Origin of the sequence: Flavobacterium sp. Root186, assembly GCF_001428525.1 — a bacterium.
GTDB lineage: Bacteria > Bacteroidota > Bacteroidia > Flavobacteriales > Flavobacteriaceae > Flavobacterium.
In genome coordinates, this window is the sequence record NZ_LMHW01000013.1 from 370352 (window position 1) to 385144 (window position 14793).

The 14793-nt window shown below is 33.7% G+C and carries 11 protein-coding genes; 2 read left to right on the forward strand and 9 right to left on the reverse strand.

Going from position 1 to position 14793, the window contains the following annotated elements; all coding sequences use genetic code 11:
- Positions 1 to 78: 78 nt before the first annotated feature.
- Together ASD98_RS14890 and ASD98_RS14895 are read right to left on the reverse strand one after the other, a co-directional pair.
- A complete protein-coding gene (locus ASD98_RS14890) occupies positions 79 to 2295 on the reverse strand; it encodes a glycoside hydrolase family 3 C-terminal domain-containing protein (RefSeq protein WP_056205872.1) in 2217 nt (738 codons plus the stop codon).
- Between the two features lie 206 nt (positions 2296 to 2501).
- Positions 2502 to 4145, reverse strand: coding sequence for a DUF6377 domain-containing protein (locus ASD98_RS14895; RefSeq protein WP_056205873.1), 1644 nt, complete (start codon positions 4143 to 4145; stop codon positions 2502 to 2504).
- A 146-nt stretch (positions 4146 to 4291) separates the two neighbouring features.
- Here ASD98_RS14895 and ASD98_RS14900 point away from each other — a divergent pair, with 146 nt between their 5' ends.
- Positions 4292 to 4636 (forward strand): 5-carboxymethyl-2-hydroxymuconate Delta-isomerase, encoded by a 345-nt coding sequence (locus ASD98_RS14900; protein ID WP_056205874.1) that lies wholly within the window; start codon positions 4292 to 4294, stop codon positions 4634 to 4636.
- Between the two features lie 256 nt (positions 4637 to 4892).
- On the opposite strand, the gene ASD98_RS14905 is transcribed toward ASD98_RS14900, so the two are convergent.
- Both ASD98_RS14905 and ASD98_RS14910 read right to left on the reverse strand, forming a co-directional pair.
- The gene (locus ASD98_RS14905; protein WP_056205875.1) at positions 4893 to 7151 is read right to left on the reverse strand and encodes an acyl-CoA dehydrogenase; all 2259 of its coding nucleotides are present in this window, start codon (positions 7149 to 7151) and stop codon (positions 4893 to 4895) included.
- A gap of 303 nt (positions 7152 to 7454) precedes the next feature.
- On the reverse strand, positions 7455 to 8372 hold the full coding sequence (locus ASD98_RS14910) for an EamA family transporter (RefSeq protein WP_056206536.1): 918 nt from the start codon (positions 8370 to 8372) through the stop codon (positions 7455 to 7457).
- 101 nt (positions 8373 to 8473) lie between these two features.
- On the opposite strand from ASD98_RS14910, the gene ASD98_RS14915 reads away from it, so the two are divergent.
- On the forward strand, positions 8474 to 9898 hold the full coding sequence (locus ASD98_RS14915; protein ID WP_056205876.1) for a PLP-dependent aminotransferase family protein: 1425 nt from the start codon (positions 8474 to 8476) through the stop codon (positions 9896 to 9898).
- Between the two features lie 76 nt (positions 9899 to 9974).
- On the opposite strand, the gene ASD98_RS14920 is transcribed toward ASD98_RS14915, so the two are convergent.
- The 5 genes from ASD98_RS14920 to ASD98_RS14940 form a co-directional block, all read right to left on the reverse strand.
- Positions 9975 to 10922 carry a bestrophin family protein gene (locus tag ASD98_RS14920; RefSeq protein ID WP_056205877.1) on the reverse strand — a complete coding sequence of 316 codons (948 nt, stop codon included), beginning with the start codon at positions 10920 to 10922 and terminating at the stop codon, positions 9975 to 9977.
- 194 nt (positions 10923 to 11116) lie between these two features.
- Positions 11117 to 11836, reverse strand: a complete 720-nt coding sequence (locus ASD98_RS14925) for a hypothetical protein (protein ID WP_056205878.1) — start codon at positions 11834 to 11836, stop codon at positions 11117 to 11119.
- Between the two features lie 77 nt (positions 11837 to 11913).
- Positions 11914 to 13317, reverse strand: a complete 1404-nt coding sequence (locus tag ASD98_RS14930) for a HAMP domain-containing sensor histidine kinase (RefSeq protein WP_056205879.1) — start codon at positions 13315 to 13317, stop codon at positions 11914 to 11916.
- Position 13318: 1 nt separating this feature from the next.
- Positions 13319 to 13993, reverse strand: coding sequence for a response regulator transcription factor (locus tag ASD98_RS14935; RefSeq protein WP_056205880.1), 675 nt, complete (start codon positions 13991 to 13993; stop codon positions 13319 to 13321).
- Between the two features lie 164 nt (positions 13994 to 14157).
- Positions 14158 to 14775: an outer membrane beta-barrel protein gene (locus ASD98_RS14940; protein ID WP_056205881.1), complete on the reverse strand. Its 618-nt coding sequence runs from the start codon at positions 14773 to 14775 to the stop codon at positions 14158 to 14160.
- Positions 14776 to 14793: the final 18 nt, after the last annotated feature.

Below are 14793 nucleotides of genomic sequence, written 5' to 3' on the forward strand. Positions count from 1 at the left end.
TTATAACTAAAATATAAAGCAAAGCTGCAACTTTTTACACCTGCAGCTTTACAACCAACCAATTTAGAAATAATGAAATTATTGAAGTGAGAAGACCACTTTAGATTTTATATCAGTTGAAGACGCACCAACGATTGCTTCAAAAGCTCCCGGTTCAGCAACCCAGTCGTGTTTTTTATCATCAAAGAAACTTAAAGCCGTTTTGTCGATTGTAAACGTAACTGTTTTCTCTTCTCCCGCTTTTAGCGAAACTTTCTCAAATCCTTTTAATTCTTTAATCGGACGAGGTAAGGACGATTTTAAATCACTGATATAAAGCTGTACTACTTCAGAACCTTCTCTGCTTCCTGTATTTTTTACAGTAACAGAAAACGTGATTTTATCGCTGCTTGAAATTTGTTTTTTATCAGCTGTTACTTTTCCGTATGCAAAAGTCGTGTAGCTTAATCCATGACCGAAAGAGAACAATGGTTTTATTTTTTGTTTGTCTGCCCAGCGGTATCCAACAAAAATTCCTTCGTTGTATTTTACTTCATCTTTACCCGGAAATTCTCCTAAAGCGTGTGCGCCGTTATCAGATAATTTTACAGGGAAAGTAAAAGATAATTTTCCAGAAGGGTTTACATCTCCAACTAAAACCGAGGCCAAAGCATTTCCTGCTTCTGTACCTAAAAACCATCCCTGAACAATTCCCGGAACTTCTTTTACCCACGGCATTGCAATCGCATTTCCAGAAATATTTACGTAAACAATATTCTTATTTACTTTCGCTAATTCGCTGATTAACTTATCCTGACCATAAGAAAGTTCCAATCCGTTACGATCGTGTCCTTCGTCATCCTGATTTGCACTTTTGTTCAAACCTCCAATAAAAAGAACAATATCAGCATCTTTGGCAACTTTTAAAGCCTCTGCAGTTAATTCAGCAGGAGAACGTTTTTCTTCTAAACTTACTTTTGCTACAACTCCGTTATAGTTACTTGTAGGATCTCCAACGTAACCGCGAGCATAAACGATTTCAGCCTGATTACCAATTCTTTTCTTTAAACCTTCAAGAGGTGTAATTTCGTAACGTGCTTTTAGAGAAGAACTTCCTCCTCCTACAGTCATCATTTTAATAGCATTTTCACCAATTACAGCAATCTTTTTAGTTTTAGAAAGATCGATTGGTAAAATGTTGTTATTATTTTGTAATAAAACAATTCCTTCCTGAGCAATTTTCAAACCTGCTTTAGCGTGTTCATCTGTTCCAAAAGATCCAAAAGGGCGATTTCTATCCATTGTAGTCAGGAAAGCCAAACGTAAAACACGACGTACTTTTTCGTCTAATTCTTTCGTTCCGATTTCACCTTTTCTAATCATTTCAGAATAGGGTTTTGCTAAGTAATAGTTATCATAAGCATTACTTGTTCCCCAAGAAAGTCCGTTTGTCCAAGAACCAAATTCCATATCCAAACCATTGTGAATAGCTTGTTTAGTATCGTTTACACCTCCCCAGTCAGAAACTACAACGCCTTTGAAACCCCATTCTCCGCGAAGAATATCGTTTAATAAATATTCGTTGTGGCAGCATTGCTGTCCTTTATATTTGTTATAAGAACCCATAATTGCCCATACTTCACCATCTTGCACAGCCGCTTTAAAAGCCGGAAGATAAATTTCGTACAATGCACGGTCATCAACCACTACGTTTACAGAGTTACGGTTTGTTTCCTGATTGTTTAAAGCAAAGTGTTTAACGCAGGCAGCAACTCCATTAGACTGAACTCCTTTAATATAAGGAACCACCATTTTTGAAGCTAAAAACGGATCTTCTCCCATATATTCGAAGTTACGGCCGTTTAACGGGCTTCTGTAAATATTAACTCCAGGTCCTAATAGTACGTTTTTGTTTCGGTAACGAGCTTCTTCACCAATTGATTTTCCATATAAAGAAGCTAATTCTTTATTCCATGTTGAAGAAAGTGCGGTTAAAGCCGGAAAAGCAATACAAGAATCATTTGTCCATCCTGCCTGATCCCATTCGTCCCATTTTACTTCGGTACGAATTCCGTGTGGTCCGTCTGTCATCCAGTTTTCAGGAATTCCAAGGCGTTTTACACCAGGTGAACTAAATTTAGACTGCGCATGAATTATGGCAATTTTCTCTTCGGTTGTCATTCTTGAAAGCGCATCTTCTACGCGCTCGCTAATTGGCTTTTTATCATCAAGATAAACCGGAACCTTATTTTGTGCATTCAATCCGAATGAACTCAATAAAACTAAAACAACGATTGTTTTAACGTTTTTAAACATAACTATTAATTTATTTAAGCATTCAATTTAATTAAAGATACTAGTGGTCATCCGTACCTTTTAATAATATTGTAAAGCTAAAACGTTATAGTACGTTTTGAATTTTTAAACGAAAAAAAGTAGTGAATTAAAAAATTAAAAGATTGATTATCAAATTTTTAATAAAAAATAAGACTCAAAAAAAGTAGTGATTTTAAAATAAATCTTTAGATTTTCAACGTAATTAAACCAATTTTCATGACCATTTCTTCAAAATCATTTCTCGAAACTGCCGCTTTATTTCGAGCCCGTGTTCGATAATTGTAAATTGTACTTAAAGAGTAACGAAGAAAGGCCGCAATTTTTACGCTGTCGTTAATTCCTAAACGAATCAAAGCAAAAATTCGAAGCTCTGTATTTAGCAATTCACCCTGCTTTAAAACAATTTGTTCTTCTTTAATTAAAAGGGCATTAAAGTCTTTTACGAAAGTGGGATATAGATTCAGGAAAATGATATCGAAGTTTTTATATAATTCTTCCAATTCTGTATCAACCAAAGTGGTTGACTTTAGCATTTTATAGATTTCGTCAAATTGTTTTGCCGTTGCCTTTTTATTTAAAATGATTCGGTAATTTTCCAGTTTATTGATGTAAGTCGAGCAAAGACTGAAAAAATGTGCAATATATTCTTCTTTGATATGATTCGATTCAGATAATTGTGCGTTACGTTCCTGCAGCTGATTATTGGTTTCGGTAATATCCTGATTTAATTCGGCTAACTTTTGACTGGTTTCGTAGAGTTCTCCACGAATTCTCGAAACCTTTTTCATTTGTTTATAAACGTAAACGACTGCAATGATTAAAAATACAGAAAGCAGGCTGATGCAAAGCAAGTAAAGCTGTAATTCTGTTTTTCGCTTGGCTTCTTTTTCTAAATAAACAGTATTGATAATCGAATATACTTCTGACATTAAAAGCGTTCTAAACTGCACATTGCAATAAAGCGCATCTTCAATTGCCGATTGTGTGAGTTTATACGCCATATCAACATCTTCAATTTCGTAAAAAACTAAAGCTAGTTCTTGTAGCGAAGCATTGTCTTTATTAGCATTTTTAATATCAGCCGTGGCAGAAAGTGCATAATATTTTTTTCGTAACTCCAACTGATGTGTATGCTCGTAAATATTACCTAGCAAATACGTAATCATGGCATATTGCGGATCATCTTCGCTGGCATTTTTCAGCAGATTCATTAATTGCTTTTGGGCACTTACGAGTTTTTTATGATATACATCGTGCTGAATTTTATTGATTTGGTAATTAATAGATTTTGGATCTAAAATCATTAATAATGAATCACGGTATTTTTGAATTTGCTGTAAATATTGTTTGCTGTAACTATTTGCCGCATAATGTTCAAAAAATTCACGATACGAAACATAGTAATTGGGAAGCAGTGATTTTGATAATTTGCTTTTGTCGATACTTTTTAAAATTGCTTCAGATTCACGGTATTTTCCTGAAGATGAATAAAGCGTAACTAATTGCAGATTGGCTAAATCTGCCAAATCTTTATCCTGAAGTTCATCGGCAATTTTTAGATTCTTTTTTACGTATAAAATAGCCGAATCTGAATTGAATTTCTGGTATTCTGTATATAAAGTTTTATTGTAATTGTACTCCTGCTCTTTTGTTAAATCATCCGACTTAATTTTTTTGAAGTTGAGGATTCGTTCTTCTTTTAACCGAACGTAATGTTCTTTATTTTTTAGCGCCAGATTTAATTTTGCAATAATGTCATCTGTACTTTCCGAAGCAAAAACCGGAAAGCTGATCAAGATGGTAAAAAGAAACAAAAATAGATTTTTCAAACTGAGTTAAAAATAAATGAAACGTACAAATATAATAAAGTGTAAACAGAAAAATGAATTATTTATATATCCTGCAAAATAAACGAAAACTGATAATGTTTTTATAATTTTGATCAAAGCAAGTTTCTAACCTAAACTAATATCAAATGCCAAATTTTATTATCGACTGCTCTGAAAATGTATTAAGATTAAAATCTCCTGATGAAATCATGCAGGAAGTTTTTAATTCCGCTTTATCGACAGATCTTTTTACTGCGCCAGAAATTAAAGTTCGCATTAATCCTTTCCCACATTATAATAATGGTAATTCCCTGACTGATTTCATTCATGTTTTTGGTTATATAATGGAAGGTCGAAATGAAGAACAAAAAAACAATTTATCAAAAGCAATTGTAACACAACTAAAAAATATTCTTCCTGAGGTGAAATCGATTTCTATGAATATAGACGATTTTCAAAAGGCTGGTTATTTCAATAGTAAAATGTTTTAACTTGTTTATTGGTATAAAAAAAATTATTACATTATTCAAATGCTATAACAAAACTCAAACACAATCTTGTCATTCCGAGGAACTAGGAATCTTCGTTAGTGGCTCGACAAAGATTGGCGATTTTGTTTGTGAAATTTCTTGCAATGATTCTTTGTTACTCACAATGACAAACATTGCGTTAAAAAAATCAACTTTGTCAAAGTTTAAAACTTTGACAAAGTCGAAAAACTTAAAAACCTTATATGGTTTAAAAAAATTATACCGCAATTGGTGCCGCCAGACAGCTCTCCGGAATATCAAAAGCATTTACCAAAGCAACGGCATCCGGGCGAATATCCCAGCAAAGCTGATTAACCAGTTTGCGGACTGCTTTTGTTTTCACCGCTTCCATATAACCATCTTCAAGATACCAGCCTTTGTTTTTTTCTATCTGCGAAAGCGCATATAATTGATATAATTTTCTCAATATATTTTTTGAATTTTCATCTTTGATTTCTTTGACAGCTTCCTGAAACTGCTCTAAAACAATACGTTCCAAATAAGCCTGCGCAACATCTATCATTTGGTGCTGTACAACATTAAAAGCATCATAAGCTTCTAAACCGCCATCTACTAATTTTTTGATACGTCTTGCTGCCGAAGCCAGAATTGTTTTCTCTCTGTGCACAAAAGCCTGCAGATGAAATTCGCCGTCAAGCAAATGTTCGTCATCTGATCTTCGGGTTGCAATTGGATTTTTTTCTGTAATGGCCGTTTTGGCGTTTTCATATACATAATTGATGATTCCCAAAGAGCCCATTTCTCCAAAAGATTTTCTGAATTCCGATAAACGGTTTTTAGCCACCAATTGCATTAAAACAGTATTATCTCCTTCAAACGTGGTGTAAATTTCGGTATCATTTTTTAAGGCGTCAATTCGGTTTTCAGATAAATAACCTTTCCCGCCGCAAGCTTCCCGGCATTCCTGCAAAATATCACGTGTACTCCAGGTTGAGTAGGATTTCATTCCGGCTGCAAGAGCTTCGATTTCCTGCATTTCGTTTTCTGTTCTGTTTAAAAATCTCTTTGTGAGATATTGAAGCGCAAAATGAACCGCATAAGTTTTTGCCAAATGCGGCAATAATCTTCGCTGGTGCATTCTGTAATTTAAAATCGGAACTTCTGATCCACCTTCAGGGCCAAATTGTCGACGCTGGTCACTGTAGCGAATGGCAATGGTTAATCCAGATTTGGCTGCAGCCAATGCCGAACGCGGAATCCCGATTCTTCCTCCTACCAAAGTTCCTAACATCGTAAAAAATCTTCTGTTGTCACTCGGAATTGGACTTTCGAATTCTCCTTTATCATTTACAGAAGCAAAACGATCCAGCATATTTTCTTTCGGAATCACAACATTATCAAAACTAATTGTTCCGTTGTCGACTCCATTTAATCCCATTTTATGGCCGCAGTCACCAATTGTAACACCATTTACCGTATTTCCGTTTGTATCACGCAGCGGCACCACAAAAGCATTTACACCATAATCGTGATCGTCTATTATTAATTTCGCAAAAACAGTTGCCATTTGCCCATGAACGGCTGCATTCCCAATATATTCTTTTTGGGCATTTTTATCTGGCGTATGAATCGTAAAAGTCTGATCGTTATGATTGTATGTTGCTGTAGTTTCTAAACCTTTTACATTTGATCCATGATGTGTTTCGGTCATGGCGAAACAACCCGGAAGTTTTAAAGAACCAATATCCTTTAAATATTTAGCATAATGCTTTTCGGTTCCAAGAGACTGAACACTCATTCCCCAAAGCCCGAACTGAACGCCAAATTTTATTACCAGACTTAAATCGTGATAACTCAGCGTTTCCATAATCGCAAAATAATCCTCTACATTTCCTCCTCCGCCGTATTCCTTCGGATAGGCCATATTTCCTAAGTTTTCATCGGCTAAAATTTTACACCAATTATAAACCGTTTGACGGAAAACATTAATATCTGTTGAAGTTTCGTAAGCAAATTCAGGTCTTGAAATAATTGATTTTACTTTTTTTATGATGTGAGCTTCTTTTCCGTCCAGAAATTCTGTTATTTTTTGGATATCAAAATTGCTTGTCGTTTGAGAATTTGCGGTAAAAGAATCCGCTTTTGTTTTAAAGTTTTGGAGTGCTTCTTCACCTAAAATTCCAAGATCATTTTCGAGTTTTGTAAAATCTGATTCTAATGATGAAATATCCAAATCTTTATCAGAAAGTGCAACGGCAATATCAAAAATTGACTTTATAGAGGATTTATCCTGAATACTTTTTTCAATATCCAGTTTCCATTGCGCCAATTCATTTCGCGAAGGCGGATTCGAAATATCAACTTTAGACAGAAGATATTCCTGTTCTTCGACTGAAAGTGCCTTTTGGGATTTTATAAATTCTTTTAATGTAGCAAATTCTTTCTGAGTTAAAAGATCATCAGACCACACTAAATAAAACAACGGAGTAAAAGCTTGAAGTTTTGCTGGTTTCATATAATAGAGATTCGGTTTTTATTTTTTGCCACAGATTATACAGATTAAAAGGATTACTTTCTTTGTGTTGAAAATTTGCCACAAATTTATTTTTATTCATACTAATTCCTTAAATTAATTTGAATTTGTGAAAATTCGTGTAATTCGGGGCAAAAAAAAATCTTTTTAATCTGTATAATCGTGGCCTATATTTAATTTTACTGCATAAAAAAACAGGAATGAAAAATACTCATTCCTGTTTTAAAATCCTGTTAAGATTCTCGTAATTTTACATTTTAAACCAATAAAAATAGAAGAGTTACTTTACTGAGAATCTTTAGACGACAGGATATATTTCTGTTTTATGACAAAAATATGATGTGAATTAAAAACTAACACTGCAATAAAAATAATGCCGTATGCTATAATTTGTACAATACCAAATGGTTCTTTATAAAAAAACATTGCCAAAAGAAAAGCAATCATTGGGTTGATATTTAAAAGCATTCCAACGGTTGAAGAATTTATTCCTGAAAGCGCATATAAATTGAGAAACAACGGAAAAATTGTAAACAAAATGGCAATAGTTTCGATACAGAAATAAAACTTAAATTCTGTTGGAACCGGTCCGCTGTAAGCTGGAAAAAAAGGCATTAAAAATAAAGCTGCCAAAGTAATATGAAACGTTAGGACAATAAATTTATCGAACCCATTGTTAACACGTTGACTTACTAAATAAGAAGCATAGGTAAAGCCTATTATGATACTAAAAAACATATCCATTATGTTTGCATAGGACAAAAGCAAACATCCGGAAATACTTAATCCAACAGCAATCCATTGTGTTTTACTTAATTTTTCATGCAAAATAAAATAGGCCAGCAATGTGGTTAAAATTGGACAGACCAAATAAGCTAAAGATGTGGCTTTTACGCTGACATGATTCATAACATAAATGAAGGTGAACCAATTGGCCATTAAAAAAACGCTTCCTCCAATATTTAACAAAGCCGATTTTCTCTTTTCTGCTTTTGGCAACGCCTTAAAAACTGCTATGGCTTCTTTTACTTTTTTTCGTCTAAATGTAAAAGCAATCAGGAGCATTAAAATACTACAGCTGAAAACACGATAGAATAAAATATCTAAAGAAGCATAGTCATGTATTGGTTTTAAAACCAAACTGAAAAATCCCCAGATTACAAAACAGGTAATGGCGGCAATATAGTATTTTGTTGTTTTCACGACAGTTTCTTTTTTCGTTTTTTTGATTAAACAAATTTCTAAAAAATAAAATAGCAATACAGATACAGTTTTTGTAAATTGCAGCATAACAGTTTATTTTTATGAAAAGTTCAAATTACTTGTATTTGCAGTTTGCCGATGTTATTGAGAAACAAATAAAAACCGGCCTTTTAAATGTTGGAGACAAACTGCCTTCGATTAGAGAAGTCTGTTCTGAAACGGGATACAGCATGAGCACGGTAAGCAAAGCTTATTATGAAGTCGAAAGCAGATCGCTCATCGAATCCCGCCCGCAATCTGGTTATTATGTAACCAATATTTCGACCAGAACTATTCCTGCGCCTTCGCCAAGCAGCCCTATATTAAAATGTCAAAACATTGACAGAGAGGATTTAATTGATCAGGTTTATGGTAATATGACAGATAAAAATATTACGATGCTATCTTTGGGTTTTCCATCTAATGAGCTTCTTCCTATTGCAAAATTAAATAAGGGAATGGTTCAGGCAATGCGACAACTGCCTAATAGCGGAACCAGTTATGAAGAAGTACAAGGCAATCTTAACTTAAGAAAAGAAATTGCAAGATGGTCTTTTAGCTGGGGCGGTTCTTTAACAGAAAGGGATATTATTACAACTCCCGGATGTACAAGTGCCATATCGCATTGTTTGATGACTTTGACTAAGCCGGGAGATACTATTATTACAGAAAGTCCTGCTTATTTTGGAATTTTGCAATTGGCTAAATCTTTAGGTTTATATATCATGGAATTACCAACAAATATGACAACCGGAATAGAATTAGAGGCTTTGAAAAAAGCGCTTTCTTCTAAAAAAGTGAAGCTTTGTTTACTGATGAGTAATTTTAGTAATCCGTCGGGAAGTATGATGCCTGTTGAGCATAAAAAAGAGGTGGTAAAATTGATGGAATTTTACAATATCCCGCTTATTGAAGATGATATTCATGGTGATTTATACTTTGGCTCAAGCCGGCCAACCAATTGTAAAACTTATGACGAAAGCGGTATTGTACTTTGCTGCAGTTCGGTATCTAAAACGCTGGCACCAGGTTATCGTGCAGGCTGGGTTTCTCCCGGAAAATTTAAAAAAGAAATACTTAGAAATAAAATTTATCACACACTCTCCTCTCCTACTATTACACATGAAGTTGTGGGTGATTTTTTGAAAAACGGACGTTATGAAAATCATCTTCGTAAAATTCGTCAGATCTTAAACCATAATTGTAATCATTATATCAATACGGTTTTAGAATCTTTTCCGCCGGGAACAAAAGTGAGTCAGCCTCAGGGTGGTTTTTTTCTTTGGATTGAATTGGATCAAAAAATTGATACGGCTGCTTTATATCAGGAAGCTATGAAACACAATATTAGCTTTGCTCCCGGAAGAATTTTTTCTTTTCAGGATCAATTTTCGAATTGTATGCGTTTGAGTTTTGGGCTTCCGTGGAGTAATGAATTGCGGGAATCTATTCGAACTTTGGGAAGATTGGCAGCAAAAAGTCTTTAAGAAATTAAAAAAAAGCTGGACAGTGCTAACCAATACACTGTCCAGCCAACAATTAAAGAAGACCAAAATTAAAGTCTTATAACACGAAATAAGCGTCTTTTTCGACTTTCTTAGGTTCGTCGTCTAAATGAAATTCTTTCAGAATATCAAATTCGCTTTGATATTCGTTCAGCATTTGTTTAATATTTTTTTCGATTGTGTTGGCAATCGTCGTAACCGGCGTATCTGTTGGTCTGTTTTCAAATGGATCCTGCAAATGAATCGCCATTCTTTCGATCAAAAAGAAAGCAGCTGCAATGGCAGTAATCAACGGAATAGCAAACCAGCTCAATACACTAGTTAATCCAAAAGGCAGTAACAAAATAAACAAACACAAGGTTAATCTAATGTACATGCTGTATGTTGTTGGGAAAATTGTGTTTTTGATTCTCTCGCATTTACCCATTTCATCGCATAATCGCGATAATGTATTATCAATTTCAACTTGTTGATACATGTTGATTCTTTTCTCGTTTTTAGCATTTTTAAGATCACGTGCATGAAGCATTAAAATAGCATTAGGAACATTTTGATGGTTCTTGATGTATCTAATTTCGTCTTCGCTCATTAAACCTTTTAAGGGTTTTATAGCATCTTTATTTCGAAGTGCCTGACCTAAGCTATAACACCATGCAATTTGCCTTTTGGCAAAGTTTTCTTTGAATTCACTTGCTTCTACAGAAAAATCAGGATCTTTATAAAATGTCAAAACCTGACGTATTAAGGTTCTGGAATCGTTTACAACTGCTCCCCAAACAATTCTTGCTTCCCACCAGCGATCGTAAGCCTGATTGGACTTAAAGGCTAATAATAAGGAAATAATCGTTCCAATCATGGTTGGAATCGCAATTGGAATATCTACGGGAAGCGTTACAAAATAGTGATGAAAAATTTCGAATAAAACGGTATAAGCAATCACTAAAGCCATTTCTACTTTAATTTTCCCGAGAACGTACTTCATTGGTATTCTTTTCTTTAATAACATATTTTCGGTTTTAAATTGTTTTTTTAGTTCTTAGTAATTAGTCCTTAGTGATTAGTTTTAGATTCAAAAAAATAATCTTTAAAGTATATTTATCTAATCTTACATTTATAAATAAAGTCATTAGACAAATTAATGTGGACTAAAAAGCAGGAATAATTACTATTTACTAAGAGTAAGGACTAATTACTTAGTCACTAAGCAAGTTCTTCATACAATGAAAGTACCGGAAGTCCCAGTTTTTCATTAATGTTTTGTTTTTTTACTTTTTTAAATTTGATTTTTTCTCCTTTGCGGGTTTCTACCAATAAATCAATTTCATATTTCGAAATGGCTTCGGTCAAGTAAGGTGCTGCTGTTTCGTAATTGTCATCAATTTTTGAAGTCTGGCTTACAATTTCATAAGAGAAATTTTCATTTAAAAACTGCTGTATATCTTTTACATGAACATTTGCAGCGCTGTTTTCTATATAAAGGGCTTTTGTGAAATCTTCTTTAAAATCATTTCCTAAATGCAGAATCGGGCATTTTTGATTGGCGGCCAATTGTACCAAATATTGATGGATGCGTTTTGTTTCTTGTTTATAAGAATGCGTTAAAACGACTAATTTTACAGCAAAATGTTCAATTATTCCTCTAAAAATGGGAGACGAAAGTCCGTATTGATTGTGGATTTTAATTTTGCAGTTTTTAGTATGATCAATCATATATCTGCAGGTTTCCAGAACTTCTTCCTGGCTTTTGGTAAGTCCGGTTCTCATTTCACGTAAAAAATTAGAGGATGAAAAAGCATCCGGAGTTTCAGAAACCATCATTAAAACAATTTCGCAGTCTGATTCTTTTGCCTGACTAATTGCTGATTTTACAGCAGAAATTGTATCATCTTTTAAAGTAGTAGGTATTAGGAAATTTTTCATATGTATAATCTTTTAGTTTATACATACAAAATAAGGGGCTGTAAATTAGAAGGGTCTTAATCTTAAATTAGAATTTTCTAAGATTCAACATTAGATTTTTTAATGTTGGCCTTTTTAGGATTTGATTTTTTAAAGATGATGGTCACGATCGTTCCTTTGTTTTGTTCAGACTGTACTTGTATTTCACCATCGTGCATACGAATAATTTTTGAAGCCAGCGGCAGTCCTAAACCGTAACCAATATATTTGGCTGCAATTTTTCCACGAAAGAAAGGTTCGTATAAATGCGGAATATCTTCTGGCGGAATTCCAATTCCGATATCGTTAATCGAAATTCTAATCGCATCCTGATTGGCAGAAAGGGTTACAAACACTTCATTATTATCTGAATACTTTACACCATTGGTAATAATGTTGTTAATCGCCAGTTCTAAAAGCGGTTTATTACACGGAATTAAAAGCAGATTAGAATCTTTCGGTGCAAAATTCATTTTAATACTGACACGATTATCCGGAAAAATTTTATCTAAATCTGATTTTACCTCTAATAACAATTCATCAATTCTGGCAATATCCAAAACCTGTTTATTTCCGTCATAACCAGTTTGAGTAAGTTTTAATAAGCTTTCGGTCAGGTTTCCTAATCTTGATGCCTGACTGTAAATATTTTGTAATGATTCGACGTATTCTGCTACCTCACGTTCTTTCAGCAGCATAATTTCTGACTCAGCAATTATGGTTGTAATTGGTGTTTTTAATTCGTGTGAAGCATTATTAATGAAATTAGCCTGAATTTCAAATGAAGTTTCGAGTCGGTCTAACATATCATTAAACGTTTCTGTCAAATCTGAAATTTCATCCGAGTTTTTAATAGATGGTAATCTATTATGCAGATTTGACGCACTAATTCTGTTTACTTCTTTGGTAATTCTTGCTACCGGATTTATAACTCTTTTTGCCAGAAAACGACCTAAAAAGAAAGCCAGAAGTATAAAACCAATGCCTCCAAAAACTAATATTTTTATAATATATATAGATGTTGTTTTTCCGCGTCGATCCCGAGCACCTACAATTACAATATATTTTTGATTGCTTTCTGTAAAAACCTGCCCCAGATAATATTTGCTATTAACTTCAAAGTAATCTTTTCCTGTTGACAGAATATTAGAATAAAACTTATTTGGGAGATTTAGCTTTGTGTTGTAATCAAAACTATTGGCACTGTTTATTTTAAGAACATATTCTTCTTCTTCAATAAGTTCTTCCAGTCCGTTTTTCTTTAAATTACTATAGTATTTGCTCTTTTCAGGATCGTGCTGAAAGTGAATTGATGCTACAATTTTCGCACGGTCTTCTAACCTTTTTAAGAAATGGTAACGGTTATTCTCTCTAAATAAAACGAATACTATTATACTCAATAGCAGCGTACTAAAGGTAGAAAGTGCTACATAGGTAAAAGTAATTTTTTTTCTAATATCCATTCTATAGCTTTATAACATAACCTAAACCTTTCATCGTATGAATAAGTTTGGTTTTAAAAGGTTTATCAACTTTTTTTCTTAAATAGGTAATATATACATCGACAACATTGGTGTTCATGTCAAAATTAATATCCCAAACATTATCTAAAATCTGATCGCGGGAAACAATTCTTCCGGCATTTTTTCCCAGATAATACAGTAATTTAAACTCTTTTGCGGTTAAAATTATCGATTCTCCTTCTCTTTTTACCGTTTTCGCACGCCCGTTTATTTCTAAATCGCCAATTGTAATGACGTCGATTTTATCCGTTTCCTGATGCGCTCTTCTGTGTAAAGCATTTACCCTTGCGTCGAGTTCTCCAAATTTAAATGGTTTTACCAAATAATCATCGGCACCGGAATTAAGACCGGTAACAATGTTTTCTGAAGTTCCCAAAGCAGTCAAAAGCAAAATGGGAACAAAGTTTTTGCTGGCACGAAGCCTTCGGCAAATCTCGATTCCGTTAATATCTGGTAACATAACGTCTAAAACGACAACATCAAAGTTATAATTATGAATCATTTCAAGGGCAGTTTTGCCATCAAGAGCCACACTTACTTCGTTGTTGTTTTCGGCAAATCCTTTCCGTAAAATCGATAAAAGATTAGGTTCGTCTTCGACTATCAGTAACTTCATATTAATTTGTATATACAACAAAAATAAGGATTGAGTTGAAAAATATTATTCGGAATAGTTATAAATTATGATTTAATTATGAACAACTACTTTAAAAAGCATAAAAAAAGCACCCGCTTTTACGAATGCTTCCTTATACTTTGAAATAAATTTCGATAACTTTTCTAATTTTTAAAATTAAAGCTTAATACTGCTCCTAGTCCAAATTGAAAAGTCGAAATATAATCATCAACCGCAACTGGTCCAATATAAGTCCAGTAATAACTCTCTCCAACTGCTGCTGACATCGATTGTAAATAAGCATTAATATTTACAGAGACAGTCGAGGCAGTTTTAATCTTTACCCCGCCCTTTACATCCCATGCAAAATAAGTACCGCTTCCGCCCTGAGGTGTTTCTACAATACCAACTCCAGCTCCAGCTCCCAAATAAGGTAATAAATTTGATCCAGTATCAAAATAATGTGTGAAATCTGCCAAAATAAAATTGAAGGCACCTTTATCATCGCCAGCATTTAATTGATTTCCTGCCAAACCATAAAAAGGTATTTTTACATCTGATCTTAAATACTTTAACTCAACAGAATTGTTTGTTGAAAAGAAATATTCAAATCCTGCTCCGTATTGAAAACCATCTTCAATCGTTGCAGAATAACCGTCGTAATCCAGCTCATCTGAAAAATTATAACCACCATACAAATTAAGCGAAAAAGACCTTGCATCCTGAGCCTGCATTCCTATCGCCGACAGGAATACAGCTAATAATAAACCGTACTGTTTCATAAATTATGTGTTTGAAAG

What these genes read in the sequence shown, in the direction of transcription:
- ASD98_RS14930 (WP_056205879.1), bottom strand. Translation starts at nt 13,317, where the DNA reads ATGGATATTAGAAAAAAAATTACTTTTACCTATGTAGCACTTTCTACC.
- ASD98_RS14920 (WP_056205877.1), bottom strand. Translation starts at nt 10,922, where the DNA reads ATGTTATTAAAGAAAAGAATACCAATGAAGTACGTTCTCGGGAAAATT.
- ASD98_RS14935 (WP_056205880.1), bottom strand. Translation starts at nt 13,993, where the DNA reads ATGAAGTTACTGATAGTCGAAGACGAACCTAATCTTTTATCGATTTTA.
- ASD98_RS14890 (WP_056205872.1), bottom strand. Translation starts at nt 2,295, where the DNA reads ATGTTTAAAAACGTTAAAACAATCGTTGTTTTAGTTTTATTGAGTTCA.
- ASD98_RS14905 (WP_056205875.1), bottom strand. Translation starts at nt 7,151, where the DNA reads ATGAAACCAGCAAAACTTCAAGCTTTTACTCCGTTGTTTTATTTAGTG.
- ASD98_RS14915 (WP_056205876.1), top strand. Translation starts at nt 8,474, where the DNA reads ATGAAAAGTTCAAATTACTTGTATTTGCAGTTTGCCGATGTTATTGAG.
- ASD98_RS14940 (WP_056205881.1), bottom strand. Translation starts at nt 14,775, where the DNA reads ATGAAACAGTACGGTTTATTATTAGCTGTATTCCTGTCGGCGATAGGA.
- ASD98_RS14900 (WP_056205874.1), top strand. Translation starts at nt 4,292, where the DNA reads ATGCCAAATTTTATTATCGACTGCTCTGAAAATGTATTAAGATTAAAA.
- ASD98_RS14925 (WP_056205878.1), bottom strand. Translation starts at nt 11,836, where the DNA reads ATGAAAAATTTCCTAATACCTACTACTTTAAAAGATGATACAATTTCT.